The sequence below is a fragment of the Kitasatospora sp. NPDC088779 genome (assembly GCF_040685395.1).
In the GTDB taxonomy this organism is placed as follows: domain Bacteria; phylum Actinomycetota; class Actinomycetes; order Streptomycetales; family Streptomycetaceae; genus Kitasatospora.
Genome location: NZ_JBFBHW010000009.1, coordinates 183,162 through 208,379, shown reverse-complemented (window position 1 = coordinate 208,379; position 25,218 = coordinate 183,162). Strand labels below are relative to the sequence as shown.

Annotated in this window: 24 protein-coding genes; 15 read left to right on the top strand and 9 right to left on the bottom strand. The window is 73.0% G+C overall.

All coding sequences use genetic code 11. The annotated features are described in order from the left end of the window. Positions 1-10 precede the first annotated feature (10 nt). Positions 11-886 carry a metallophosphoesterase gene (locus AB0P03_RS11380; protein WP_350878102.1) on the bottom strand — a complete coding sequence of 292 codons (876 nt, stop codon included), beginning with the start codon at positions 884-886 and terminating at the stop codon, positions 11-13. Positions 887-1,111: 225 nt separating this feature from the next. Here AB0P03_RS11380 and AB0P03_RS11375 point away from each other — a divergent pair, with 225 nt between their 5' ends. From AB0P03_RS11375 to AB0P03_RS11350, 6 genes are all read left to right on the top strand, one after another. Then, positions 1,112-2,026 carry a serine protease gene (locus AB0P03_RS11375; protein WP_363580728.1) on the top strand — a complete coding sequence of 305 codons (915 nt, stop codon included), beginning with the start codon at positions 1,112-1,114 and terminating at the stop codon, positions 2,024-2,026. Positions 2,027-2,332: 306 nt separating this feature from the next. Next, positions 2,333-3,823, top strand: coding sequence for a S28 family serine protease (locus AB0P03_RS11370; RefSeq protein ID WP_363628620.1), 1,491 nt, complete (start codon positions 2,333-2,335; stop codon positions 3,821-3,823). 140 nt (positions 3,824-3,963) lie between these two features. Next, on the top strand, positions 3,964-4,641 hold the full coding sequence (locus AB0P03_RS11365; protein WP_363580732.1) for a TetR/AcrR family transcriptional regulator: 678 nt from the start codon (positions 3,964-3,966) through the stop codon (positions 4,639-4,641). Further along, positions 4,625-6,259: an acyl-CoA dehydrogenase family protein gene (locus AB0P03_RS11360; protein WP_363580734.1), complete on the top strand. Its 1,635-nt coding sequence runs from the start codon at positions 4,625-4,627 to the stop codon at positions 6,257-6,259. Before AB0P03_RS11365 ends, AB0P03_RS11360 begins: the two co-directional genes overlap by 17 nt. Beyond that, positions 6,256-7,134, top strand: a complete 879-nt coding sequence (locus AB0P03_RS11355) for an amidohydrolase family protein (protein ID WP_363580736.1) — start codon at positions 6,256-6,258, stop codon at positions 7,132-7,134. Before AB0P03_RS11360 ends, AB0P03_RS11355 begins: the two co-directional genes overlap by 4 nt. A gap of 154 nt (positions 7,135-7,288) precedes the next feature. Beyond that, complete coding sequence (locus AB0P03_RS11350) at positions 7,289-7,759, top strand: hypothetical protein (protein WP_363580738.1); 471 nt, start codon at positions 7,289-7,291, stop codon at positions 7,757-7,759. 7 nt (positions 7,760-7,766) lie between these two features. Here the strand turns inward: AB0P03_RS11350 and AB0P03_RS11345 are convergent, their stop codons facing one another. From AB0P03_RS11345 to AB0P03_RS11335, 3 genes are all read right to left on the bottom strand, one after another. After that, complete coding sequence (locus AB0P03_RS11345) at positions 7,767-8,603, bottom strand: helix-turn-helix transcriptional regulator (protein ID WP_363580740.1); 837 nt, start codon at positions 8,601-8,603, stop codon at positions 7,767-7,769. A 135-nt stretch (positions 8,604-8,738) separates the two neighbouring features. Further along, entirely contained in the window at positions 8,739-9,221 is a 483-nt protein-coding gene (locus AB0P03_RS11340; protein ID WP_063347418.1) for a DUF2269 family protein, read from the bottom strand. A 154-nt stretch (positions 9,222-9,375) separates the two neighbouring features. After that, on the bottom strand, positions 9,376-10,083 hold the full coding sequence (locus tag AB0P03_RS11335) for a 4'-phosphopantetheinyl transferase superfamily protein (RefSeq protein WP_363580742.1): 708 nt from the start codon (positions 10,081-10,083) through the stop codon (positions 9,376-9,378). A 284-nt stretch (positions 10,084-10,367) separates the two neighbouring features. On the opposite strand from AB0P03_RS11335, the gene AB0P03_RS11330 reads away from it, so the two are divergent. Continuing rightward, positions 10,368-11,816, top strand: a complete 1,449-nt coding sequence (locus AB0P03_RS11330) for a choice-of-anchor A family protein (protein WP_363628618.1) — start codon at positions 10,368-10,370, stop codon at positions 11,814-11,816. A gap of 147 nt (positions 11,817-11,963) precedes the next feature. Here AB0P03_RS11330 and AB0P03_RS11325 read toward each other — a convergent pair whose 3' ends face one another. The 3 genes from AB0P03_RS11325 to AB0P03_RS11315 all read right to left on the bottom strand — a co-directional run bounded on the left by AB0P03_RS11325 (position 11,964) and on the right by AB0P03_RS11315 (position 14,659). Then, a complete protein-coding gene (locus AB0P03_RS11325; protein WP_363580746.1) occupies positions 11,964-12,461 on the bottom strand; it encodes a hypothetical protein in 498 nt (165 codons plus the stop codon). 126 nt (positions 12,462-12,587) lie between these two features. After that, positions 12,588-13,814, bottom strand: coding sequence for a kynureninase (kynU, locus tag AB0P03_RS11320; protein ID WP_363628617.1), 1,227 nt, complete (start codon positions 13,812-13,814; stop codon positions 12,588-12,590). 14 nt (positions 13,815-13,828) lie between these two features. Further along, on the bottom strand, positions 13,829-14,659 hold the full coding sequence (locus tag AB0P03_RS11315; RefSeq protein WP_363580750.1) for a tryptophan 2,3-dioxygenase family protein: 831 nt from the start codon (positions 14,657-14,659) through the stop codon (positions 13,829-13,831). Positions 14,660-14,874: 215 nt separating this feature from the next. Between AB0P03_RS11315 and AB0P03_RS11310 the strand changes: the two genes are divergently transcribed. After that, positions 14,875-15,318 carry an Lrp/AsnC family transcriptional regulator gene (locus AB0P03_RS11310; RefSeq protein WP_063347413.1) on the top strand — a complete coding sequence of 148 codons (444 nt, stop codon included), beginning with the start codon at positions 14,875-14,877 and terminating at the stop codon, positions 15,316-15,318. A 76-nt stretch (positions 15,319-15,394) separates the two neighbouring features. Further along, complete coding sequence (locus AB0P03_RS11305; RefSeq protein WP_363628616.1) at positions 15,395-15,940, top strand: NAD(P)H-dependent oxidoreductase; 546 nt, start codon at positions 15,395-15,397, stop codon at positions 15,938-15,940. 46 nt (positions 15,941-15,986) lie between these two features. On the opposite strand, the gene AB0P03_RS11300 is transcribed toward AB0P03_RS11305, so the two are convergent. Further along, the gene (locus tag AB0P03_RS11300) at positions 15,987-16,619 is read right to left on the bottom strand and encodes a MarC family protein (RefSeq protein WP_363580754.1); all 633 of its coding nucleotides are present in this window, start codon (positions 16,617-16,619) and stop codon (positions 15,987-15,989) included. Between the two features lie 200 nt (positions 16,620-16,819). On the opposite strand from AB0P03_RS11300, the gene AB0P03_RS11295 reads away from it, so the two are divergent. The 3 genes from AB0P03_RS11295 to AB0P03_RS11285 all read left to right on the top strand — a co-directional run bounded on the left by AB0P03_RS11295 (position 16,820) and on the right by AB0P03_RS11285 (position 20,335). Further along, positions 16,820-17,380 (top strand): DoxX family membrane protein, encoded by a 561-nt coding sequence (locus AB0P03_RS11295; RefSeq protein WP_363580756.1) that lies wholly within the window; start codon positions 16,820-16,822, stop codon positions 17,378-17,380. A 151-nt stretch (positions 17,381-17,531) separates the two neighbouring features. Next, positions 17,532-18,167 (top strand): hypothetical protein, encoded by a 636-nt coding sequence (locus tag AB0P03_RS11290; protein ID WP_363628614.1) that lies wholly within the window; start codon positions 17,532-17,534, stop codon positions 18,165-18,167. 338 nt (positions 18,168-18,505) lie between these two features. Then, complete coding sequence (locus AB0P03_RS11285) at positions 18,506-20,335, top strand: glycosyl hydrolase family 18 protein (protein WP_363580760.1); 1,830 nt, start codon at positions 18,506-18,508, stop codon at positions 20,333-20,335. Positions 20,336-20,467: 132 nt separating this feature from the next. On the opposite strand, the gene AB0P03_RS11280 is transcribed toward AB0P03_RS11285, so the two are convergent. Further along, complete coding sequence (locus AB0P03_RS11280) at positions 20,468-21,028, bottom strand: MarR family transcriptional regulator (protein WP_363580762.1); 561 nt, start codon at positions 21,026-21,028, stop codon at positions 20,468-20,470. A gap of 146 nt (positions 21,029-21,174) precedes the next feature. Between AB0P03_RS11280 and AB0P03_RS11275 the strand changes: the two genes are divergently transcribed. The 3 genes from AB0P03_RS11275 (at position 21,175) to AB0P03_RS11265 (ending at position 25,062) form a co-directional block, all read left to right on the top strand. Next, positions 21,175-22,479 (top strand): MFS transporter, encoded by a 1,305-nt coding sequence (locus tag AB0P03_RS11275; RefSeq protein ID WP_363628613.1) that lies wholly within the window; start codon positions 21,175-21,177, stop codon positions 22,477-22,479. Between the two features lie 199 nt (positions 22,480-22,678). Then, positions 22,679-24,295, top strand: a complete 1,617-nt coding sequence (locus tag AB0P03_RS11270; protein ID WP_363628611.1) for a phospholipid carrier-dependent glycosyltransferase — start codon at positions 22,679-22,681, stop codon at positions 24,293-24,295. Positions 24,296-24,345: 50 nt separating this feature from the next. Next, positions 24,346-25,062 (top strand): ABC transporter permease, encoded by a 717-nt coding sequence (locus AB0P03_RS11265; RefSeq protein ID WP_363580974.1) that lies wholly within the window; start codon positions 24,346-24,348, stop codon positions 25,060-25,062. Positions 25,063-25,218 lie beyond the last annotated feature (156 nt).

The window sequence follows — 25,218 nt, the reverse complement described above, 5'->3', positions numbered from 1 at the left end:
CAGGGCGCACCTACGCCTGCGGGAAGACCTCGCGCAGCAGCGGCTCCGGCAGCCCGCGCTTGCGCCACTCGCGCGGGTAGCCGAGCGAGACCTCCTCGAACGGGACACCGTCGTAGCTGGTCTTGCGGGGGATGTGCAGATGGCCGTAGATCATCGCCGCGGTGTTGAAGCGGCGGTGCCAGTCCGCGGTCAGTTCGGTGCCGCACCACTGGGCGAACTCGGGGTACCAGAGGATCTCGGTCGGGTGGCGGACCAGCGGGTAGTGGTTGACCAGGACGAGCGGTACGTCCGGGTCGCAGGCCGCCAGCCGCTGCTCGGTCAGCCGGACGCGCTCGCGGCACCAGGAGTCGCGGTCCGGGAACGGGTCCGGGTGGAGCATCCGCTCGTCCGCGCAGACGATGCCGCTCTCGTAGGCGGCCGCCAGGGACTCCTCCTTGGTGGTCGTGCCCGGCGCGCGGAAGGAGTAGTCGTACAGGAGGAAGAGCGGGGCGATGCGGACCGGTCCGCCGGCGCCCTGCCAGAGCGGGTACGGGTCCTCGGGGGTCAGCACGCCGAGGCTCCGGCAGAGGTCGACCAGGTGGTCGTAGCGGGCCACGCCGCGCAGCTGCACCGGGTCCTCGGGGTGGGTCCACAGCTCGTGGTTGCCGGGGGCCCACACCACGCGGGCGAAGCGTTCGGCGAGTAGCCCGAGCGCCCACTCGATGCTGGTGGTGAGCTCGGCGACGTCTCCGGCGACGAGCAGCCAGTCGTCGGGGCTGGTGGGCCGGAGCTTCTCCACGAGGTCGCGGTTCTCCTGGTAGGAGATGTGCAGGTCGCTCACGGCGAGCAACCGCCCACCCGCCCCCGTGGGCTCCGATGGCGCGTCGCTGCGGTACTCGGTAGTCACTCCTGCCCCCTGTGGTCACCCGTCCGATGTCGCCACAGTACGTGGCGGACGGGGGCCGTGGGGCGGGTTGACGCGATCGGCGGTGCGAAGGGAGGGGCCGGCGCACCGCCGCCACCGCGCGAACGAGCCATTGCGGCCGAAGTGCTTTCTTGGTGTCGTCTTGACTCTTGACAGTGAGTCATGTCCGCGACAGCTTTGGTGCACCCCCACACCGAGAGGTCTCTCATGAAGAAGCCGCTCATAGGCATGCTCGCCACCGTCCTGGTCGCCGGAGCAACCGCCCTCGCCGGCGCCCTCCCGGCCCAGGCCGCCACCGCGGAGGCCCCCGCCGCCGTGTCCGTCGCGGCCCGGGACGGCCAGTCCCTGAGCGACCAGGCCCAGGTCACCGACACCAAGGCGGCCCCCCGCGCCGTCAACTTCGCCGGGACGGTGGCGCTCAACAACTGTTCCGGTTCGCTGGTCCGGATGCCAGGCTCGGCCGCGAGCGACCCGGCCCTCGTCCTGTCCAACGGCCACTGCCTGGAGTCCGGCATGCCCGGCCCCGGTGAGGTGATCCTCAACCAGCCCTCCAGCCGGACCTTCACCCTCCTCAGCTCCAGCGGCAGCGGGCTCGGCACCCTGCGCGCGACCAAGGTGGTCTACGGCGCCATGACCGACACCGACGTGTCGATCTACCAGCTGAACACCAGCTACGCCTCGATCCAGTCCCGGTACGGGATCGCCCCGCTGACCATCTCCGCCGCCCACCCCACGCAGGGCACCTCGATCAAGGTCGTCTCGGGCTACTGGAAGAAGATCTACTCCTGCTCGATCGACGGCTTCGCCTACCAGTTGAACGAGGCCGACTGGACCTTCAAGGACTCGGTCCGCTACACCTCCGGCTGCAACGTGATCGGCGGCACCTCCGGCTCGCCGGTGGTGGACGCGAACACCGGGCAGGTGGTCGCGGTCAACAACACGATCAACGAGAACGGCGAGTCCTGCACCCTCGACAACCCGTGTGAGGTCGACGAGAACGGCTCGGTGACGGTGCACCAGGGCATCGGCTACGCCCAGGAGACCTACGGCATCCCGGCCTGCTTCGCCGCCGGCAACCGGTTCGACCTCACCCTGCCCGGCTGCACCCTGGTCCGGCCCTGACCCGACCGTCGGGACGGCCCTGACCCGACCGTCGCGAAGGCCTTGACTCGACCGTCGCGAAGGCCCTGACCTGACCTGGCCGTCGCGAAGGCCCTGACCCGACCTGACCTGACCGCCGCCCCGCGCCCGACCGTCACGACGTGACGGAACCGGGGCGACCCCGCTGACCAGCACCGATCCCCGATGGGCCACCCGTGAACGGCGGGTGGCCCATTCGGCCGTCCACCGGGCGGCCGCCGCACCACCCGCGCCGCGCTGCCGTCCCGACAGGGCGGCAGTCATATCCGTGTGACCAATGGAGAGTTGATGACCACCACGCTGCGAAGGCTGCTGGTTTCCGTCCTGCTGATACCGCTGCTCGCGCTCGGCGGCCTGGCGACCCCGGCGCTGGCCGCCGGTGCCCAGGGCGCCGGCGCCGCCGAGGCCGCCCACGGCCGGAGCCCCGCCGACGACCCGAATGCCGACATCAAGGACCGGCTGGCGGCGATCCCCGGGGTGACGATCACCGAGGAGAAGCCGACCACCACCGGCCACCGCTACTTCCTGCTCACCTACACCCAGCCGATCGACCACTTCCGCCCCTGGCTGGGCACCTTCCAGCAGCGCTTCAGCGTGCTGCACCGGGGCTACGACCGCCCGACCGTCTTCTACACCAACGGCTACACGCTGGGCACCAACCCGTCCCGCACCGAGCCGACCCGGCTGGTGGACGGCAACCAGGTGTCCATCGAGTACCGGTACTTCACCCCGTCGCGCCCCGAGCCGGCGGACTGGTCCAAGGCCGGCATCCGCCAGCAGGCCGCCGACTCGCACCGGCTGGTGACCGCGCTCAAGCGGATATACCAGCAGGAGTGGCTCTCCACCGGCGCCAGCAAGGGCGGCATGTCCTCCACCTACTTCCGCCGCTTCTACCCGGACGACGTCGCGGGCACGATCGCGTACGTGGCGCCGAACAACACCGACGTCAACGACTACGCGGCCTACACCAACTTCTTCCGCACCGTCGGCACCCCCGAGTGCCGGGCCGCGCTGAACGCCGCCCAGCGCGAGCTGCTGGTGCGCCGCGACCGCCTGGAGACCCGCTACGTGGCCGACAACAAGGCCGCCGGCTCGACCTTCAACACCCTCGGCACGCCGGACCGGGCGTACGAGGCGGGCGTGCTCGACGTGGTCTGGGCGTTCTGGCAGTACAGCACCGAGGCGGACTGCGCCAAGGTCCCGGCCGCGGCCACCGCGACCGACGACGCGCTGTACGCGTGGTTCGACTCGCAGTCCGGCATCACCGGCAACAGCGACCAGTCGCTGGCGAAGTACACCGCGTACTACTACCAGGCCGCGACCGAGCTGGGTGCGCCGTTCTTCGACGTCTCGCACCTCAAGGGCGTGCTGCACTACGACTACAAGGAGCTGTACTCGGCCCGGTCGTACGTGCCGAAGGAGATCCCGATCTCCTTCAACCCGAACGCGATGCGGGACATCGACCGCTGGGTGAAGCACGACGCCGAGCGGATCATCTACGTCTACGGCGGCAACGACCCGTGGGGCGCCAAGCCGTTCAAGCTCGGCCGGGGCAGTGACGACAGCTACGTCTACACCGTGCCGGGCGGCAACCACGGCTCCAACATCGGCCAGCTGCCGGCCGCGCAGTCGGCGGAGGCGACCGCCAAGGTGCTGGAGTGGGCCGGCCTGGGCGACCAGGACGCCGCCCGCTCGCTCGGCAAGAAGCAGCAGATCCCGCCGTTCGGCCCGCTCGACGAGGAGGGCCTGAAGCTGGAGTCGCAGCGCCACCCGCTGTAGAGCGCCACCCGCTGTAACCGGCAGGCCGTGACACCGTGTGACGCCTTGGAGGAGGCCGTCCCCAGCCGGGGGCGGCCTCCTCGCGCATCTGGCGGGGCCGACCCCTCACCGAAGCACTGAATCAGTGCTTCAATACTTTCATGGCCTACCGACGCACGCCCGCCGTCCAAGCCCGGCTGGACACCCAGCGCGAGGCCGTGCTGCAGGCGGCCGTCCTGCTGCTCGCCGAACGCGGCTACGGCGGCTGCACGATGGCCGCCGTGGCGGACCGCGCCGGGATCGCCACCGGAAGCCTCTACCAGCACTTCGCCAACAAGGCCGAGCTGTCCGTGCAGCTGTTCCGCCGGGTGGTCACCCACGAGATGGCGGCCGTCAACGCGGCCGTCGCCCTCCGGGAGGGCCCGCGGCAGCGGATCGCCGCGGTCGTCGAGACCTTCGCCGCCCGCGCCCTGCGCGCGCCCCGGCTGGCGTACGCGCTGCTGGTCGAGCCGGCCGACGCGGTCGTGGACAGCGAGCGCCTGGTGTTCCGCCGGGCGTTCCGGGACGTGATCGCCACCGAGATCGCCGCCGCCGTGGCGAGCGGCGAACTCCCCGAGCAGGACCCGGTGCTGACCGCCGCCGCGCTGGTCGGTGCGGTCGGCGAGGCGCTGGCCGGCCCGCTCGCGGCCGCGCCCGCGCCCGCGCCCGCGCCTGAGGCAACGGCCGCGCCCGCACGGACGGCCGCGCCCACGAAGCCGGCGGGCACCACCGACGTGGTCCCCGCCCTGGTCTCCTTCACTCTGCGTGCCCTGGGAGGACGCGATGACAGCGACGCATGAGGTCACCAACCAGGTGCCCCTGCCGTACGGACACGACACCGCCGCCGATCCGACCCTGCTCGCCGCCCTGCACCGGGCCGGCGCCGGCTGGGCCGAGGCCGAGCTGCACGAGCTCGGCCGCCTGGCCGGCTCCGAGCAGGCCGCCGAGTGGGGCCGGCTGGCCAACGAGAACCCGCCCGTCCTGCGCACCCACGACCGCTTCGGCCACCGCGTCGACGAGGTCGAGTTCCACCCGGCCTGGCACGAGCTGATGCGCACCGCCGTCTCCCACGGCCTGCACGCCGCGCCCTGGCGGGACGAGCGGCCCGGCGCCCACTCCGCCCGGGCCGCCAAGTTCTTCGTCTGGGGGCAGGTCGAGGCCGGCCACACCTGCCCGATCTCGATGACCTACGCCGCCGTCCCGGCCCTGCGCGCGAACCCCTCCCTGGCGGGCGAGTTGGAGCCGCTGCTGGCCGCCACCACGTACGACTTCGGGCTGCGCGAGCCGCGCACCAAGCGCGGGCTGATCGCCGGCATGTCGATGACCGAGAAGCAGGGCGGCTCGGACGTCCGCACCAACACCACCACCGCGACCCCGCACCCGGACGGCACCTACCGGCTGACCGGCCACAAGTGGTTCACCTCGGCGCCGATGTCCGACCTGTTCCTGACGCTCGCCCAGGCGCCGGGTGGGCTCAGCTGCTTCATGCTGCCGCGCGTCCTCCCGGACGGCACCCGCAACCGCCTCCAGTTGATGCGGCTCAAGGACAAGCTCGGCAACAAGTCCAACGCCTCCGCCGAGCTGGAGTACGACGGCGCGGTCGGCTGGCTGGTCGGCGAGGAGGGGCGCGGGGTGGCGACCATCATCGAGATGGTCAACATGACCCGTCTGGACTGCACCGTCGGCGCCGCCTCCGGCATGCGCTACGGCGCCACCCGGGCCGTGCACCACGCCCTGCACCGGCGCGCGTTCGGCCGGCCGCTGGTGGACCAGCCGCTGATGCGCAACGTGCTCGCCGACCTGGTGGTGGAGTCCGAGGCGGCCACCGCCGTCGCGATGCGGCTCGCCCAGAGCACCGACCTGGCCCTGGCCGGGGACGAACCCGAGGCGCTGGTACGGCGGTTGGGCCTGGCGGTGGCCAAGTACTGGGTCTGCAAGCGCGGCCCGGCGCACGCCGCCGAGGCGCTGGAGTGCCTGGGCGGCAACGGCTACGTCGAGGAGTCCGGGATGCCCCGGCTCTACCGGGAGGCGCCTCTGGTGTCGATCTGGGAGGGCTCCGGCAACGTCGCCGCCCTGGACGCGCTGCGCGCCATGGCGAAGCGCCCGGAGACGGTCGAGGCCTTGCTCGGCGAGCTCGACGCCGCCGCCGGGGCGGACCGCCGGCTGGACGCGGCCGTCGCCGACCTGCGCAAGCAGCTCACCGACCAGGCCGACCTGGAGTACCGGACGCGCCGGCTGGTCGAGTCGATGGCGCTGGCCTTCCAGGGCGCGCTGCTGGTCCGCCACGGCAGCCCGGCGGTGGCCGACGCGTTCTGCGCCACCCGCCTCGCCGGCGACCGCGGCTCCGCCTTCGGCACCCTGCCGTCCGGCGTCGACACCGCCGGGATCATCGACCGGGCCCGCCCGGTGCCGGCGTGAGCGAATCCCAGGAGGTCCGCGCGTTCTGGCAGGCCCTGGGCCTGCCAGGCCTCATCGACGTGCACACCCACTTCATGCCGAAGAACGTCCTCGACAAGGTGTGGGCGTACTTCGACGCGGCCGGCCCGCTGGTGAACCGGCCCTGGCCGATCACCTACCGCGAGGCCGAGGCGCAGCGCGTCCAGCGGCTGCGGGACTTCGGCGTCCGGGCGTTCACCTCGATGCTCTACCCGCACAGGCCCGGCATGGCCGGCTGGCTGAACGCGTGGTCGGCCGACTTCGCCGCCCGCACCCAGGAGTGCCTGCACACCGCGACGTTCTTCCCCGAGCCCGAGGCGCCCGGCTACGTGGCCCGCGCGATCGAGGACGGCGCCCGGGTGTTCAAGGCGCACGTGCAGGTCGGCGGCTACGACCCGGCGGACCGGCAGCTGGACGAGGTGTGGGGGCTGCTCGCCGAGACCGGCACGCCGGTGGTCACCCACTGCGGGTCCGGACCGGTGCCGGGCGACTTCACCGGCCCCGGTCCGATCGGCGAGGTGCTGAAGCGCCACCCCGGACTGGTCCTGGTGGTCGCCCACCTCGGCATGCCCGAGTACCGCGACTTCCTCGACCTCGCCGAGCGCCACCCGGCCGTCCGGCTGGACACCACGATCGCCTTCACGGACTTCGCCGAGGCCGACGTCCCGTTCCCGCGCGCCGAACTGCCGCGCCTGCGCGGCCTCCAGGACCGCGTCCTGCTCGGCAGCGACTTCCCCAACATCCCGTACCGGTACGTGCACCAGCTGGAGGCACTGGCCGGGCTGGGGCTGGGGGAGGAGTGGCTGCGGGCCGTCTGCCACGACAACGCCGCCGGGCTCTTCGGGCTGCCGGGCTGAGGCGGCCGGTCGCCGGGGGTGCGGCCCTGAGCGCCCCCGGCCCCGGGCCCTTACCTGCGGGGTAATCGACGCCCGGCGGCCGGGCGGGCAGGGTGGGGGGCCCGGCCGGCGTCACCGCCGCCGGGCCCCATCCCCGTCAGGAGGCTGACCCGCCATGTCCGCGAACACCCTCACGCCCGCCCGCCCCGGCTCCGCCTCCCCCCTGTGGACGGTGCGCGGCGTGCTCGCCCTGGACGCCCTGGTCACCGGCGGCAACGGCCTCGTCTACCTGGCCTTCGCCGGCCCGGTCGGCGAACTGCTCGGGGTCGGCCGTAGTGTCCTGCTCGCCCTCGGGCTCTTCCTCACCGGCTACGCCCTCGGGGTCGGCGCCCTGGCCGCCCGCCGGTGGCCGCCGCGGCTCGCGGTGCGGGCGGTGATCGACCTCAACGCCGTCTGGGTGGTGCTCAGCCTGGTGGCGATGGCGGCCTGGCTGGAGCCGACCACGGCCGGTGCCGTCTGGATCCCGGTGCAGGCGGTGGTGGTGGCCCTGTTCGCCGTCCTCCAGTTCACCGCGCTGCGCCGACGCGACGGTCGCGTCGGCCGCGTCGGGGGCGTCGGGGGCGGCACCGAGGGGCGCCGCACCTGAACCGGGGTCAGCGCTCCGGGCCGACCGCGTCCTGGAGGAACCGCACCGTCTCCGCGTCGGCCGGCAGGAGGGTCTCCATGGCCAGCTCGGAGACCGTCACGTCCAGCGGCGTGTTGAAGGTCGTGATGGTGGACAGGAACGACAGCACCCGCCCCTCGTGCCGGATCCGCATCGGCAGCGCGAACGGGAACAGCCCGGCGCCGTCCGCCTGCTCCCCGCCCGGGCCCGGGTCGTCCGCCGCCGTCGGGTAGCCGGCGACCTCCTCGTACAGCCGCCGCAGCGCCTCGCCGCGCAGCAGCTCGATCCGGTGCTCCACCCGCTCCAGCAGGTGCCGCCGCCACTGCGGCAGGTTCACGATGCGCGGCGCCAGCCCCTCGGGGTGCAGGGCGATCCGCATCGCGTTGAGCGGCGGTTCCAGCAGGTGCGGGGCGACGCCGTCGAGGAGCAGCCCGAGCGAGCGGTTGGCCGCCAGCACCCGGAAGGTCCCGTCGACGACCAGCGCCGGGTACGGGTCGTGGGCGGCGAGCAGCCGCTCCAGGCCGCCGCGCAGCGCGTCCATCGACGGGTCGTCCAACGGCGTCTCGGGGAAGTGCGGGGCGTAGCCGGCCGCGAGCAGCAGGGTGTTGCGCTCGCGGACCGGGACGTCCAGGTGCTCGGCGAGCCGCAGCACCAGCTCCCGGCTCGGGCGGGACCGGCCGTTCTCGACGAAGCTGAGGTGCCGGGTCGAGGAGTCCGCCCGCAGGGCCAGTTGCAACTGGCTGAGCTGTCGCCGTTCGCGCCAGCCGCGCAGCAGCGGACCGACTCCGGTACCTGTCGGGCTGCCCATGCCCGCCATGATCGTCATGGCCAGGACGGTACTGGACCGGGCCCGCCCCGGGGGAGAGGGCCTTCCGGCCCGGTCGGCGTGGCTTCGGCCGGCACGGCCGGGCGGTGGAGTCCCTCGTTCGCTACGGCTTCGGTACGGCTTCGGGGGCCCGGCTCAGACGCCGGTGCTCGACCCCGGCCGGATGACCATCAGCACCACGACCACCGCCCACAGCAGGTTGAACACCCCGGCCGTCATCGGCAGCAGCCGCAGGCCCTGGACGGCCTTGGCGTGCTGCTCCGGCGCGGTGTCGGCGCCGAGCGCGTCCACCGCGGCCTGCTGCCCGGGCAGGACGAAGAGCAGCAGCGAGAGCGCGGCGATCGCGGTGAGCACCATCGAGACGATGATCCAGGACTGCCCGAGCACGTCCATCACCTGGGCGAGGCCGATGCCCATCACCGGCACCGCGACCCCCAGCAGGGCGTAGACCTGGGTGATCCGGTGCAGGATCCGCAGCACGCCCGCGTCCGAGGCCTGGTCCGGCCCGCCGGCCAGCGCGGCCTTGGCCCGGCGCGGGAACATGCTGACGGCCACCGCGACCGGGCCTATGAACAGGACCGACGCGAGGACGTGCAGGCTCAGCAGGAACTTGGCCATGGCGGGGACACCCTTACATCCGGCGGTGGGCAGCTGGTGCGGCGGGCGTCCGGTGGCGGCGCGCCCGCGATCAGGCACGCTAACACCGCTTATCCGGGGGCCCGCCGCGCGGGTGGGCGTGCTCGTTCCGCAGGACGGCGGAGCTCCGCCCTGGTCAGCCCGCCGTCGTCAGCCGGACGATCCTCGGCGCGGCGGTGCTGACCGCCGCGACGGCGGCGCCGTGCTCCGGGTCGGCCCAGTCGAGCAGGTGCAGGTCCTGGTGGCGGCTGCGCAGCGGGGCGCCGGGCGGGACGTCCAGGGGCAGGTCGGACAGGTCGACGGAGGCCAGGGTGTCCAGGGTGGCCCGCCCGATCTTGATCAGCGACTCCTTGCGCACCCACAGCCGCAGGAACGCCTGGTCCGGCTCCGGTGCCGTCTCGACCAGGCGCAGTTCGGCGGGGGAGAGCACCCGGCGGGCGACCGCGCCCAGCGACCCACCGCGCGCGGCCAGCTCGACGTCCACCCCGACCGGCTGGTGGCCGGCTCCGGCCGCGACCACGCCCCGGGTGTGCGACAGGCTCACGTGCACCTCGGGGTGGTCCGGCAGGTACGGCTTGCCGTGGTCGGCCAGGCCGCAGTCCGGGCACTGCTGGGCGAGCGTGAGCGAGGCCGCCGGGACGTCGAGCAGCCGGGCGGCGCAGAGCCGGACCAGCACGTGGCCGGCGGTGAAGTCGATCCGCCCGGACTCGTGCCGGAAGCGGGCGGCGCGTTCGAGTTCGAGGGGGGTGAGCAGGTGCTCGCCCGCTTCGGGGTGCCGCAGTACGGCGTCGGCGGACGCGACGGCGACGAGCGGCGTGCTCTGGTCCTGGGCCTCGGAGGTCATTGCTCCAACCTAACGGGCGCGGGCGTCGGGCGGGGGCGGCGCGGAGGTCGTCCGGGCAGGGCCGGTGGGAGGCGACTGCTGCGCCGCGCGGTGGATTCTCGGATCGGATCTGAGGATCTGTAGGGTAGGAATCGCCCGATTTGATGTTGGATGTCCCGGATCTGCGGGATCGCCAGCAGATAGTACGAACGGGGCAGGTTATGCGCACCTGCTCCTTTTCCTATGCGCGGAGGAATGTGTCGATGGGTCAGGGCACCGGTACGCCGGATCACAGAACGACCGCCGTGAGAAGAGAACCCGCCACCCGCAGGCGTCGGACCGTCCGGGTCGCCGTGGCGACCGTCGTCGCGGCGCTGCCGCTGGCGGCCGTGCTGACGGTCGGTTCGGCCGCGCCGCTCGCCCCGCCGCTGGGCGCCTGCACGGGCCCCGACTGCCCCGCCACCTGGCCGCCGCCGAACAACGGCGACTTCCCCGGCCGGGACGCCAGCATCAACGTCTTCACCGGCGGCGACTACACCGTGACCGGTCGCGCCGCGGAGGCCGAGGGCAAGATCGTCGCGCTGGGGAACCTGACCGTCGAGAAGAACGGCGGCGGCATCTACAACATGGGCGTCGTCGGCGTCGGCTCGCGCGTCGTGCCGCCCAACGGCAGCGACTTCGTCACCACCGGCGGCAACGTCGACGTCGTGACCGGCAACTCGATCCTGATCGGCGGGAGCGACTCCCACGGCCCGGCCTTCGGCAACCTGCGCCACGCGGGCACCGTCACCGGCACCGTCAGCATCGACCCCACCGGCCAGTCGATCCAGGACCCGAACGCCGCCGCCCCGTACCAGACGGTGCTCACCCAGATCGAGGAGATCTCCGACTGCGTCGGCAAGGCCGCCGCGACCGGCACCGTCGACATCTCCTCCAGCCAGGCGACCCTCACCGGTGACGGGACCAGCCTGAAGCAGGTCTTCAACGTCACCCAGAACCTCGCCTCGCCGAGCGGCGGGCAGATCGGACTGGTCTTCAACAACATCCCGGCCGGGGCCACCGTCGTGGTGAACATGCTCGGGGACAGCCCGATCATCAACACCTACACGGGCACCGGCCTGGCCGGGGACCAGACCACCGACATGCGGTCGAAGCTGATGTACAACTTCCCGACCGCGACCTCGGCGCAGATCCTCGGCAGCGCCCAGTTCCAGGGCTCGGTCCTGGCCGGCAATCCGGGCGGCACCACGACCATCGCCCAGCCCGGGATGAACGGCCGGGTGTACCTCGCGGGCAACCTGATCCACACCGGCACCGGCGGCTACGAGATCCACAGCTACCCGTTCGACGGGGACCTGCCGGACTGCCAGACGACGCCGAGCCCGTCGCCGTCCACCTCGCCCTCTTCCTCCCCGTCCTCCTCGCCGTCGTCGTCGCCCTCCTCTTCGCCGTCGTCGTCACCGTCCTCCTCGCCCTCTTCCTCCCCGTCCTCCTCGCCGTCGTCGTCGCCCTCTTCCTCGCCGTCGTCGTCACCGTCCTCCTCGCCCTCGGCCAGTCCGTCCAGCTCGGGTCCGGCCCCGACCAGCCACCACCCGTCCGAGCACCCGACCAGCCACCACCCCGGTGGCGGTGGTGAGCTGCCCTCCACCGGCGCGGGCAACGCCCCGGTGGTCTTCGGCCTGGCCGGCGTCGGCCTGCTCGGCCTCGGCGGTCTCGCCGTCCTGGCCGCCCGCCGTCGCGGTCGCCACAGCTAGGGCCTGCCCAGCGCAAGGACGCCCGAGCAGCAACAACGGCCCAGGCCGCCCGTGTCGACCCCGACCGGGCGGCCTGGGCCGTGTCGACGGCCCGCCGCAGGCATGCGTCGGCCCCTCGCCCAGCACGGGCGAGGGGCCGACGGCGGCTCAGCGGGAGCGGAAGAAGCGGTCCACCGTGCGGCGGCCGGCGGCGACGGCGTGCACCGGTTCACCGACCACCCGGCCGGCCAGCGTCACGGCCAACTCTCCTACGTCCTGCCGGAGTTGTTCGGCAGCTTCGGCCCGGTCGGCGGCGATCCGCGCGTGGGTGGCGGTGACCAGCCGGTCCCGGTCGCGGATGCCCTCCGCGCGGGCCGCGGCGACGGCCGCCGCGCCCTGCTCGGCGTACTCCTGTCGGATCCGGGCCGCCTCGTGCCGGGCCTGAGCCAGTTCCTGTCGGCCGGCGTCGTGGGCGGCCTCGGCTTCGGCGCGGATGGCTTCGGCGCGTTCGGCGCGGCCCTCGGTCGCGTCCCACCGCTCGGCCTGAATCCGCTCGACGCGGGGGAGGATGCGGTGGCCCAGCGTCCACGTGATCAGGAAGAACAGGGTCAACCCCAGGGCCAGCATGAAGGGTTCGGGCGAAAGCGGTCCGAGTTCGATGTTCACGCAAACCTCCCCTTGTGGCTGACGGTGAGTCAATCGGGAGGTTTCCCAAGGGTGATGAGGGTCGAACTTTACCTGGGCATGACGTGCGTCACTGTTCCATGGCGGGCCGCGGCGCGGCGCCGGGCCTCAGGTCACCTCGCCCCGGAGGGAGAACCGCTCCTCCCGCCACTCCCCGCCGGCCAGCACCTCGGCCAGCTCCCGGGCCGCGTCCCAGGCGTCGGTGTACGAGAGGTACAGCGGAGTGAAGCCGAACCGCATGAGGTCGGGCGCGCGGAAGTCCCCGATCACGCCGCGCGCGATCAGCGCCTGCACCACCGGATAGCCGTCGGCGTGCCGCAGCGCGACCTGGCTGCCCCGCCGGGCGTGCTCGCGCGGGGTCACCACCTCGATCCCGTCCAACCCCTCGACCAGTCCGATGAACAGGTCGGTCAGGGCCAGGCTCTTCGCCCGGACGGCGGCCGGGTCGGCGCGCTCCCAGACGTCCAGGCTCGCGCCCAGCGCGGCCTGCCCGAGCAGCGACGGCGAACTGGTCAGGAAGCGCCCGATGCCCGGCTTGGGGTCGTACCCGGGCTCGAAGGCGAACGGGCGGGCGTGCCCGAACCAGCCGCTCAGCGGCTGCCGCGGGCCGGCCGCGAGGTGCCGCTCGGCGACGTACAGGAAGGCCGGCGAGCCGGGGCCGCCGTTCAGGTACTTGTAGGTGCAGCCGACCGCGAAGTCCGCTCCCGCGGCGCCGAGTTCGACCGGCAGCGCGCCCACCGAGTGGCAGACGTCCCAGATCATCAGCGCGCCCGCGGCCTGCACCCGGGCGGTGATCCCGGGCAGGTCCAGCAGCTCGCCGGTGCGGTAGTCCACGTGCGAGAGGACGACCGCGGCGACGTCGCCGTCCAGGTGCCGGTCCAGCTCCTCGGGCCGGACCAGCACGCTGCGCGCGCCCTCGACCAGGCCGGTGGCGCCCTCGGCGATGTACAGGTCGGTCGGGAACGCCTCGCCGTCGCCCAGCACCGTGCGCCGCCCGGGGCGCAGCCGCAGCGCGGCGACGAGCACCTTGAACAGGTTCACCGAGGTGGTGTCGCAGACCACCACCTCCTCCGGCCCGGCCCCGACCAGCGGGGCGATCCGCCGCCCCAGCCGGTAGGGCTGCTCGAACCAGCCCGCGTCGTTCCAGCTGCGGATCAGCTCCCGGCCCCACTCCTCCTCGACCACCTGCCGCACCCGCTCCGCGGTGCGCACCGGCAGCGCGCCGAGCGAGTTCCCGTCCAGGTAGACCACCCCGTCCGGCAGGGCGAACTCCTTGCGGAACGCCGCCAGCGGGTCGACGGCGTCCAGCGCCGCGCACTCCTCGCGCGTGACCATGCCCATCCCCTCGTTCACAGCTCGTCCCGGATCGTCCACAGCTCCGGGAACACGTCCTGCTCGGCGGACCTGCGCAGCCAGCTCAGCCCGCTGGAGCCGCCCGAGCCGGGCTTGCCGCCCATGGTCCGCTTGACCGCGGACAGGTGGCGCTGGCGCCAGCGGGTGACCCGCTCGGCGACGTCCAGCAGCGCCTCGGCGAGCGGCCGCAGTCCGGCGTGCTCCGGGTCGGTGTAGACCAGGCGCCAGGCCGCGGCGACCTCGTCGCTGGCGCGGTAGCGCTCCTCGGAGGGCTCCGGGCGCAGCGGCAGGCCGCGCCGTGCCAGCAGGGCCAGCGCGTCGTCGTACAGGCCGGGGGAGCGCAGCGCCTCGGTCAGCTCGGCCTGCGTCCGCGGCATCCCGTCGTACATCGTGAGCAGTGCGGCGTTCTTGTTGCCGAGCAGGAACTCCAGGTGCAGGAAGGCCGCGGACTGGAAGCCGGAGGCCTGGCCGAACGCCGCGCGGAAGCCGTTGAACTCCTGCGGCGTCATGGTGGCCAGCAGGTCCCAGGACTCCACCAGCACGTCCTGCACGTGGGTGCCGCGCCGCAGCGCGGCCAGTGCGGCGGGCAGGTCGTCCTCGCGCAGCGCGCGCTGGGCGAGCGTCCACTCGTGCCGCAACAGGTCGAACAGCAGCTCCATCACCTGCGTGGTGACGATGAACGACAGCTCGGCCGGCACCTTGCTGCGCGGGTGCTGCAGGCTGTGCAGCTCGTCCAGGCACACGTAGCGGGCGTACGGGGTGCCCCGATCCGGCTCCCCGCGCCGACCGAACGACAGGCTGGGCGTCTCCACCGTGTCGTGCCCCATCCCGATTCCTCCTGATCCACCCGGGCCCGTCGCCCGGACCGGCGACCAGACGGATGGCCTGGTTCCACCGGGGTGCCCATTGTGCGGCGGTGCGACCCCCCGGTTGAATGGTCGACGGACACCGCAACCGCGATCCGGGCTGTTGTTCGCGAGGCGTTCGGCCGATTCGCTTTACGATCGCGAAACCACCCATTCCAGTCACTCCGGGAGCCGCCATGGACGCCGTCGACCGCCGCCTGCTGGCCGAGTTGCAGACCGACGCCCGGCTCTCCTACAACGAACTCTCCCGCCGGGTGAGCCTGTCCGCACCTGCGGTGGCCGAACGGGTCCGCCGACTGGAGTCCGACGGCGTGATCACCGGGTACCACGCCCACGTGGACCTCAGCCGGGCCGGACTGCCGATCACCGCGCTGGTCCAGATCCAGTGCTACGGCCCGCGCTGCGTGCTGCGCGACCCCCAGGTGGCCGCCTGGCCGGAGGTGCTCCAGTTGCACCGGGTCACCGGAGGGGCCTGCTGCGCGCTGCTGGTCGCGGTGCCCACGATGGCCGATTTCGAGGCCCTGTGCGACCGGCTCGGCGGCTACGGCCAGCCGTCCAGCTCGATGATCCTCTCCAGCCCGGTGCCCTGGCGGCCGGTGGTCGCGCCCGCCGGGGCGTAGGAGCCGTAGCGCCACAGCGCGATGGCGCCGTCGCGACCGCCGTGCGGCCCGGGGCCGGAACGGTAGGTTCCTCGGCATGCCGAACGAGCGCCACATCCTGCTGCTGCCCGGGAGCCTGCGGGCCGGTTCCGCCAACGAGACGGTGCTGCGCACCGCCGCCGCCGTGGCCGCCGCCACCCCGGGCCTGCGGGCCACCTACTACGCGGGGCTGGCCGGCCTGCCGCACTTCAACCCGGACCACGACACCGACCCGCTGCCCGGGCCGGTGGCCGCCCTGCGCGCCGCCGTCAGGGCCGCCGACGCGCTGCTGGTCTGCACCCCCGAGTACGCCGGGACGCTGCCCGGCTCCTTCAAGAACCTGCTGGACTGGACGGTCGGCGGGACGGAGATCGCGGACAAGCCCGCCGGCTGGATCAACGCGGCGGGCCCGGGCCGGGGCCAGGGCGCCGAGGCCACCCTGCGCACCGTCCTCGGCTACACCGGCGCGGCGGTGGTGGACGGGGCCTGCGTCCGCATCCCGCTGGACCGCGGGGCGGTCGGCCCGGACGGGCTGGTCGCCGATCCGCTGGTGCGGGAGCGGATCGGCGAGGTGCTGGCCCGGCTGGCGGCGGCCGCGGTCTGACGGGCGGCGGTCTGACGGGTGGCGGCCTGACGGGCGGCGGCCGGGCTCAGTGCCCTTCGGGCAGGTGGACCCCGAGCCCGGCCAGGCCGGTCAGGAACAGCTCCACGCCGACCGCCGCCAGCAGCAGCCCGAGCAGCCGGGAGAGCACCTCCAGCGAGGTGCGGTGGGTGCGCTGCATCAGCGGCGCCAGCAGGGCCACGCAGACGTAGTTGATCACCACGACCGCGAGGTAGGCCCCGCCGATGGTGGCCTTCCAGCTCCAGTCGTTGCGGGCGAGCGAGGCGACCAGCACGGCGGTGACCGCGAGCGGGCTGGCGATGTACGGCAGCAGCAGTTCGCGGATGCCGTCCACCATCGGGTTCGGCAGGTGGTCGTCGTCCTCGTTCTCGCCGCCGAGGTGGACGCCGAAGACCAGCGCGACCGCGTAGATGAAGAAGATCGTCCCGCCCGCGAGCTGCAGCGACTGGTCGCTGATGTGGAAGAGCGTGGTGACCTCGTCCGCGGTGAAGCCGAGCACCAGGCCGATCACCGCCGAGATGATCGTGCTCCACGCCGCCAGCCGTCGCAGTTCCCGGGTGCTCCGGGTGGAGGCCAGCCGGGCGAAGGCCAGCAGGACCTTGGGCGGGCCGACCACGGCGAAGAAGGTGATGAAGGCGCTGCTCAGATTGAAGACGAACATGCGCCAAGCATGACCGCGGTGGCCGGTGCGGCCGCTCCGCCACGCCACGCCCCGCGGTCGGGCGTGGCGTGAATCTCGCCGGGGAGCGGTTCATTCCCGGTCGCCGACGAATTCGCCCGGATGGCCGTCCTGGCTCGAACGGGTGCGCGCTCTCGGCTCCCATGGAAGTCGGATCACCTCCCCGGGAACGAGGATGCGACATGTGTCTGAACCGTAAGGACCTGGGCCTGCTGGCCCTGCGCGGCGCGGTCGGCGGGGTGCTGATCGCGCACGGCACCCAGAAGCTGTTCGGCTGGTTCGGCGGCGGAGGCCTGGAGGGTACCGCCCAGGCGATGGAGCACATGGGCTTCCACCCCGGCCGACAGAGCGCCATCGCGGCGGGCGCCGGTGAGGCGGGCGGCGGCGTGCTGCTGGTCGCCGGGCTGGCCACCGGCGCGGCCGGCGCGGTGGTGGCCGGGACGATGGCCGGCGCGGTGGCGGTGCACGCCCCCGGGGGCTTCTTCGCGACCTCCGGCGGCTACGAGTACCCGGCCTTCCTCGGCGCGGCCGGGCTGGCGCTCGGCCTGGCCGGTCCGGGGCGGTACTCGCTGGACCACCTGACCTGCCACGTCCTCGACCAGCCGTGGATGGGCCTGGTGGCCTTCGCGGGGTCCGTCGCCGGGGCGTACGGCGTGGTGGCGCGGCGCCGGCACGTGGTGCGGCTGCGCGAGGAGCGGGCCGCGATGGAGGCGGACGAGCAGGAGGGCTCGGGGCTGTCCTGACGCGCCGGCGGCCCCCGGGCGGCCCTCGCCGGCCTGCTCGCCCCGGTCACCCGGAGGCACCAGTCCTGCTGGCGGCCCCCGGGCGGCCCTCGGAGGGTGGTCGGGAAGGCGTGCCGGGCAGCCCGGCGCCGGGGCAGAAACGAGGGACCGCATGGACCGCCTGGACCGCATGGACCGCCAGCCGCTCACCCGGATCGGTTCGAGGCCGCGGGTCACCGCGCGGCAGCTGGACGCGCCGCCGGTGCGCCGCCAACGCCGGGCGGTGGCCGGGGTGTTGGCCGCCACCATGGTCGCCGCGGCGGCGCTGGCGGGCTGCTCCTCCGGAAAGAGCGCGAGCAGCGTGGCCACCTCGGCCTCCGCCGCGATCGAGCGGGGCGCCTCGGCCGCGGCCTCCGCCGCCTCGGCGCTGGCCTCGGTGGCGGGCGGGGCGGGGGCGGTGATCGCCTCGGCGGAGGCGCGGGCCTCGGCGGCGGTGTCGGCGGCCTCCTCGGCGGTCTCCGGGATCAAGGGCGGGCTGGACGCCAAGGGGGACGTGGCCGTCGGGGCGGTGAGCACCGGCTCGGACGGCAGGGCGCAGGTGGAGCTGACCGTCACCAACCACGGGCAGCAGTCGTACCGGTACGTGATCCAGGTCGACTTCACCGACGACTCCGGCACGGTGCAGGACGCGACCGCGGTGACGGTCCAGGACGTGGCGGCCGGCCGGAGCGCCCAGGCCACCGCGCGCAGCAACCGGGACCTCTCGGGCAGCCTGAAGGCCGTGGTGGCGAACGCGCTGCGCTACTGACTTCCCCGCCACTGACTTCCCGCTGCTGGCTCGCAGGTCAGCGCGGGTGCCGGGCGGGGGCCGAACCTTAAGCGCGGCTCAAGGCCCAACGGGACCCCTTGACGGGGGAGTTGGTCTAGTCCATTTTTATTGCCCAGGTGCAGGGAGCCCCTGAACCGGCGTCAACGGCCTCGTGCCGCGGGCGCCGGTTCGGCACATCCCGGTGTCCGTCCAGGCCCGATCCCGCTGATCCCGCACGATTCCCCGCACTGAGCTGTCATGTCCCGGTCGCCCGACCCCACCTCGGGCGCACCCCCACGGGACGACGGAAAACCCCCACAACCAGGAGTCACGCACCCATGCTGCGTTCACGCATTGAAAGGGCCGGGACCCCGGCTCCGACGGGCGGCCGTCGACGCCGCCCGAAGAGCCTGGCCGCCGTCGCGGCCGGCACCGCCGCCTCCGTGCTGCTCGGCGCGGGCCTCGCGCTGACCGGCGGCGCCGCGGCCAACGCCGCGACCACCAACACCACCGGCGCGGCCGCCACCAGCGGCGGCATCAAGGTCGCCTACTACGACCAGTGGTCGGTCTACGCCAACGCGTACTACCCGAAGACGATCCAGGACACCGGCGTGGCCGGGAAGCTCGACTACCTGATCTACGACTTCGCGAACATCCACCCGACCGACCTGGGCTGTTTCGAGGCGACCAAGGCCGCCGACACGAACGACAACAACCCCAACGCGGGTGACGGCGCGGCCGACGCGTTCGCCGACTACCAGAAGAGCTTCGGCGCGGACATCTCGGTCGACGGCGTCGGCGACGTCTGGAACCAGCCGATCGCGGGCAACTTCAACCAGCTGAAGAAGCTGAAGGCGAAGAACCCCAACCTCAAGATCCTGCTCTCGATCGGCGGTTGGACCTACTCCAAGTACTTCTCGCCGGCCTCCGCCACGGACGCCTCGCGCAAGCACCTGGTCTCGTCCTGCCTCGACATGTTCATCAAGGGCAACCTCCCGAGCGACGCCGGCTACGGCGGCCCGGGCTCCGGCGCCGGCATCTTCGACGGCATCGACATCGACTGGGAGTACCCGGGCGGCGGCGGCCACACCGGCAACATCTCCAGCCCGGCCGACAAGCAGAACTTCACGGCGCTGCTGAAGGAGTTCCGCACCCAGCTGGACGCCCAGGGCAAGGCCGACAACAAGACCTACGCCCTGTCGGCGGCGGTCGGCGCCGGCCAGGACAAGATCATGAACGTCGAGACCGACAAGATCGGTCAGTACCTCACCTTCCTCGACGTCATGACCTACGACATGCACGGCGGCTGGGACGCCCAGGGGCCGACCAACCACCAGGCCGCGCTCTACGCGGGCCCGAACGACCCGTCGACCCCGGTCAAGCCGGGCCACGGCAAGTACTCGATCGACAACGCCATCAAGGCGTGGACGGTCGGCGACGCGGACTACGGGATCCCCGGCGGCTTCCCCGCCAACAAGATCAACATGGGTGTGCCGTTCTACTACCGCGGCTGGACCGGCGTCCAGAACAACGGCAAGAACGGCCTGTTCCAGCCCGCCGCCAGCCCGGCGACCGGCGCGGCGATGTCCGGCAATGTCCCCGGCATCCAGATGTACAAGGAGCTCGCGGGCTTCGTCGACAACCCGTCCAGGACCTTCTGGGACGACGACGCCAAGGCCACGTACTTCTACGACGGCAACACCTTCTGGAGCGGTGAGGACACCCGGTCGATCCAGGCCAAGCTCGACTACGCGCACTGCAACGGCCTCGGCGGCTCCTTCGCCTTCTCGCTGTACGACCTGGGCACCAAGACCGGCCTGTTCGACACGATGGTGAACGCCACCAACGGCTCCGCCGCCGGTTGCCCGGCCCCGCCGACCGGCACCCCGAGCAGCACGGCGACCCCGACCCAGACCCCGACCGGCACGCCCACGGGCACGCCGACCGGCACCCCCACGGGTACCCCGACCGGTACCCCCACCGGCACCCCGACCTCGCCGGCCGGCTGCCCGGCCGCCCCGAGCTGGGACGCCAACACCACCTACGCGGCCGGCGGCACCAAGGTCTCGTGGAAGGGCCACTACTACACCAACAAGTGGTGGACCAAGGGCGATGACCCGAGCCAGAGCGGCCAGTGGGGCGTCTGGACCGACAACGGCGCCTGCTGACCCCTCGGGCGGCACGGACTGAGGGCCTGACGGACCCTCGCAGCACCTGAACCAAGCGGTCCGGCCCGCCGGGGGAGCACCCCCGGCGGGCCGGACTCGTTGCGTTTCGGGGGCGCGACCCGGGCGCGCGGCTCAGGCCAGGTCGGCGGTGCGCCCGAGCGCGTCCGGCTGGCTCTCCTCGATCCGCCGCAGCATCCGCGCCAGCATCGCGGACAGCACGGCCCGCTCCTCGCCCGTGACGTCCTGGAGCAGCTCCTCCTCGAACACCGCCGCCATCCGCATCGACTCCAGCCACTTGTCGCGGCCGTTCTCGGTCAGCTCGATGATCACCCGGACCCGGTTGGTCTCGTCGCGCTCCCGGGTGACGAGGTCCTCGGTCACCATCCGGTCGATCCGGTGCGTCATCGCGGCCGGGGTGAGCCCGAGCCGCTTGGCCAGCTCGCCCGGTCCGAGCTGGTACGGGCTGCCGGAGACCACCAGTGCCTTGAGCACCTCCCACTCGGCGGCCGTGATTCCCAGCACAGTCAGCTGCCGGTCGTAGGCCACGCCCATCCGCCGGGCGACCCGGGACAGGGTCTGCACGATGGTCTCCACCTGGGGGTCGACGGTGGGGAATTCCCGCTGGTAGACGGCCACCTGCTCGGTGATGCCGAGCTCCCTGGCGGTGGCCGGCGGGGGCTTGTCCGTAGTCATGCGGACCAGTGTCGCACGGGGGCGTGCATCTCTTAAGCCTTTGACTCCACACTCTTCCAGTGCTAAGAATTTATCTTGTCAAACTTTAGCTCTGAAATCTTCTGGACTTAAGAGTATCCAGTTGAATCCAGGAAGGGATGTGCACGGTGACCGGCACGGTGAAGCAGCAGGGGCGGCAGCGACGCGGGGCGGGCGGCCCGCTGCGCCGCGTCCAGATCGGCAACGCGCTCAGCGCGTTCGGCAGCGGCTTCACGATGCCGTACATGTTCGTGTACGTGGACCAGGTGCGCGGGCTGGGTTCGCTGGCGGCCGGGATGGTGTTCACCGTCTTCGCGCTGGCGGCGCTCGCCGTCCTGCCGTTCACCGGTCGCGGCATCGACAGGTACGGTCCCCGTCCGGTCCTGCTGGCCGGTACGGCGCTCGCCGCCACCGGCGCGTTCGCCTTCGGCCACGCCACCGGCACCCCGGCCCTGCTGGTCTCCTCCTTCCTGTTCGGCGCGGGTGTCACCACCTGCCAGCCGGCGCTCGCCACGATGATCGTCCGCTGCTCGACGGCAGCGACCCGCTCGCACGCCTTCGCGCTCCAGTTCACCCTGGTCAACCTGGGCATGGGCATCGGCGCCCTGGTCGGCGGCCAGATCGTGAACGTCGCCGACCCGGCCAGCCTCACCCGGCTGTTCACCATCGAGGCGGCGACCTTCCTCGGCCTGGCCCTGGTCACCGGCACCGCCCGGATGCCGGCCAACCCGCTGATCCCGCTCCAGGAGAAGAACGACGGTCCGACCGGCCTGCGCGCGCTGGTCGCCGACAAGGCGATGCTGCGGCTCTGCGTGCTCGCCGGGCTGATCTTCTTCACCTGCTACGGCCAGTTCGAGTCCGGCGTCGCGGCCTTCGCCACCGACACCGTCGGCACCGCGCCCTCCACCCTGGGCTTCGCGATCGGCGCCAACGCGCTGACCATCGTCGTCCTGCAGATGTTCATGGTGCGGATCACCGCGCGCCGCCGCCGCACCACCGCGATGGCCACGGCCGGCGTGGTCTGGCTCGGCGCCTGGGCGATGGCCCTGGTGGCCGGCCTGATCCGGACCGAGACCATGGCCGCCACGGTCGCGATCGTCTCGATCTACGCCCTGTTCGGCGTCGGCGAGTCGCTGCTCGCGCCCACCATGGGCCCGATCGTCGCCGACCTCGCCCCGGCCCGGCTGCTCGGCACCTACAACTCCGGGTACGCCCTGGTGAAGCAGATCGCCATCGCGGTCGGCCCGGCCGTCGGCGTGCTGCTGGTCGGCTCCGGCACCTGGCCGCTCTACCTCGCGGCCATGGCGGGCTCCACGCTGCTGATCGTCGTCCTGGCGCTGCGGCTGCGCCCGTACCTCACGCCGGAGCAGGACAACGCGGCCCCGGCCGTGGTCCGCACCACGGTCGTCCGGGAGTTGCAGACGGCTGCGTGACCGCCGACGGGGGTTGCAGACGGCGGCGTGACCGCCGATCGAACAGGCGTGTCGACGGGCGCCGACCGGGTCACCTGGTCGGCGCCCGTCGCGCTTGGCTTCGCGACCACCGCCACATAGTGTCAGTGGCTGTTGGCCGCCCGGCCCGGTCGGTACAGGAGACCCGGCCGGCACAGGAGACAGGCGAATCGGCGAGGCAATGACGCAAGCGGCGCTCACGCACCCCCCGGCGGCCCAGGCCCCGGCCCCCGCCGCCCCGGCACCGGCCCGGGGCCGGCTGCTCCGCCTGCCGGCCGACTGGTCCGGCTGGCTCGGGCCGATCGGCGTCGCGCTCTTCGCGGGCCTCCTGCGGTTCTGGAACCTCGGCTACCCCAACGCCTTCGTCTTCGACGAGACGTACTACCCCAAGGACGCCTGGTCGTTGCTGCGGCAGGGCTACGAGGGCAGCTGGCCGGACCACGCCAACGCCGACGTCCTGGCCGTCCCGCAGCACATCCCGCTCACCTCCGCGCCCGAGTTCATCGCCCACCCGCCGCTCGGCAAATGGGTGATGGCGATCGGCGAACAGCTGTTCGGCCTGCACCCCTTCGGCTGGCGGTTCATGACCGCCCTGCTCGGCACCGTCACCGTGCTGATGCTCGCCCGGATCGGCCGCCGGCTCTTCGGCTCCACCCTGATCGGCTGCACCGCGGCCCTGCTGATGGCCGTCGACGGCCTCCAGCTGGTGATGAGCCGGGTCGGGCTGCTCGACGGCATCCAGATGTTCTTCGTGCTCGCCGCCTTCGGCAGCCTCCTGATCGACCGCGACCACGTCCGCGCCCGGCTGGCCGGCGTCACCGACGGCGACCGCGTCCGGCTCGGCCTGCGTCCCTGGCGGATCGCCGCCGGGGTGCTCCTCGGCGCCGCCTGCGCCGTCAAGTGGAACGGCGCGATGATCCTCGCCGCCTTCGGCCTGCTGACCGTCCTGTGGGACCAGTCCGGCCGCCGCGGGGCCGGCGCCCGCCGCCCGTGGCGCTCGATGCTGCGCCGCGACGCCGTCCCCGCCTTCCTCGCCATGGTCGGCTCCGCCCTGGTGGTGTACGTCGGCGCCTGGGCCGGCTGGCTCGCCGGCGGCGGCAACGGCGAGGGCGGGTACGACCGGCACTGGGCCGACGGCCGCCCCGGCCTGTCCCCGGACACCTTCCTCGGCGTCCCGCTGCCGCAGGTGTCGATGAGCTGGGTGCCCGCGCCGCTGCGCAGCCTGTGGCACTACCACTCGCAGATGTACGACTTCAACACCGGGCTGAGCACCCCGCACACCTACCAGTCCAACCCCTTCAGCTGGCTGGTCGTCGGCCGCCCCGTCTCCATGTACTGGGAGCAGGTCCCGAACGGGCAGCACGGCTGCACCGCCACCGGCGGCTGCGCGTCCCAGATCCTCGGCCTCGGCACCCCGCTGCTCTGGTGGACGGCCTGCTTCGCCCTGGTCTACCTGCTGTGGCGCTGGTTCTTCCGCCGGGACTGGCGCTCGGGCGCCGTGCTGTGCGCCGTCGCCGGGATCTACCTGCCCTGGTTCCAATACCAGGAGCGGACCGTCTTCTCCTTCTACATGGTCGTCCTGGTGCCGTTCCTGTGCCTGGCCGTCGCGCAGATGCTCGGGGCGATCCTCGGCCCGGCCGGATGCAGCCCCGAACGCCGCCGGATCGGCGCGGCCGGCGCCGGGCTGATCGTGCTCGCCATCGTCGCCTGCTTCGCCTTCTTCTACCCGCTGTACACGGCGGAGGTGATCCCGATGACGTCCTGGCAGGACCGGATGTGGTTCACCAGCTGGATCTGACACCGGTGACCCTGTCCGCCGCGGGCGGCCAGCTGCTACCCGTCACCCCGATGCTCGGGGTGGTCACCGCCGCCCTGCTGCTGGCCGCCGTCGCGGTCGCCGGCCGGGGCCTGCTCGGCCACGGGCACGCGGTGCTGCGGGCCGGACTGCGCGCGGTGGTGCAACTGGCCGCCGTCGCCGCGGTGATCAGCTGGGTGGTCGGCTCGCTCTGGTGGTCGGCGCTGTTCGTGCTGCTGATGTTCACCGTCGCGGTGCGCACCGCCGGGCGGCGGATGACCCCCGGCCCCGGCTGGGTCTGGGCGGCCGCGCCGATCGGCGCCGGCGTGCTGCCGGTGCTCGCCCTGCTGCTGGCCGTCGGGCTGCTGCCGGCCAAGGGCCTGTCCGTCATCCCCGTCGCGGGCATCCTGATCGGCGGCGCGCTCACCGCCACCTCGCTGGCCGGGCGGCGCGCCCTCGACGAACTGCGGCAGCGCCGCGGCGAGGTGGAGGCGGCCCTGGCGCTCGGCTTCGAGGACCGCGACGCCCGGCTGGAGATCTGCCGCACCGCCGCCGCGACCTCGCTGGTGCCCGCCCTCGACCAGACCCGGACGGTCGGCCTGGTCACCCTCCCCGGCGCCTTCGTCGGCATGCTGCTCGGCGGCGCCTCGCCCGTCCAGGCGGGGGCGGTGCAGCTGTTCGTGCTGGTCGGGCTGCTGGCGGTGGAGTCGGTGGCGATCGTGGTGGTGCTGGAGCTGGTCGGCCGGGGGCTGGTGAACGCGGGCTGGTGAGCGTGGGTTGGTGAGCGTGGGTTGGTGAGCGTGGGTTGGTGAGCGTGGGGTACCGGGCCGGGGCGGGTGCCGGACGGGGGCGGGGACCGGGCCGCCTTGGGCACCGGACGCGGTCGGGTACCCTTGAGCACGTTGAAGGGGAGTAGCCCTCCACCG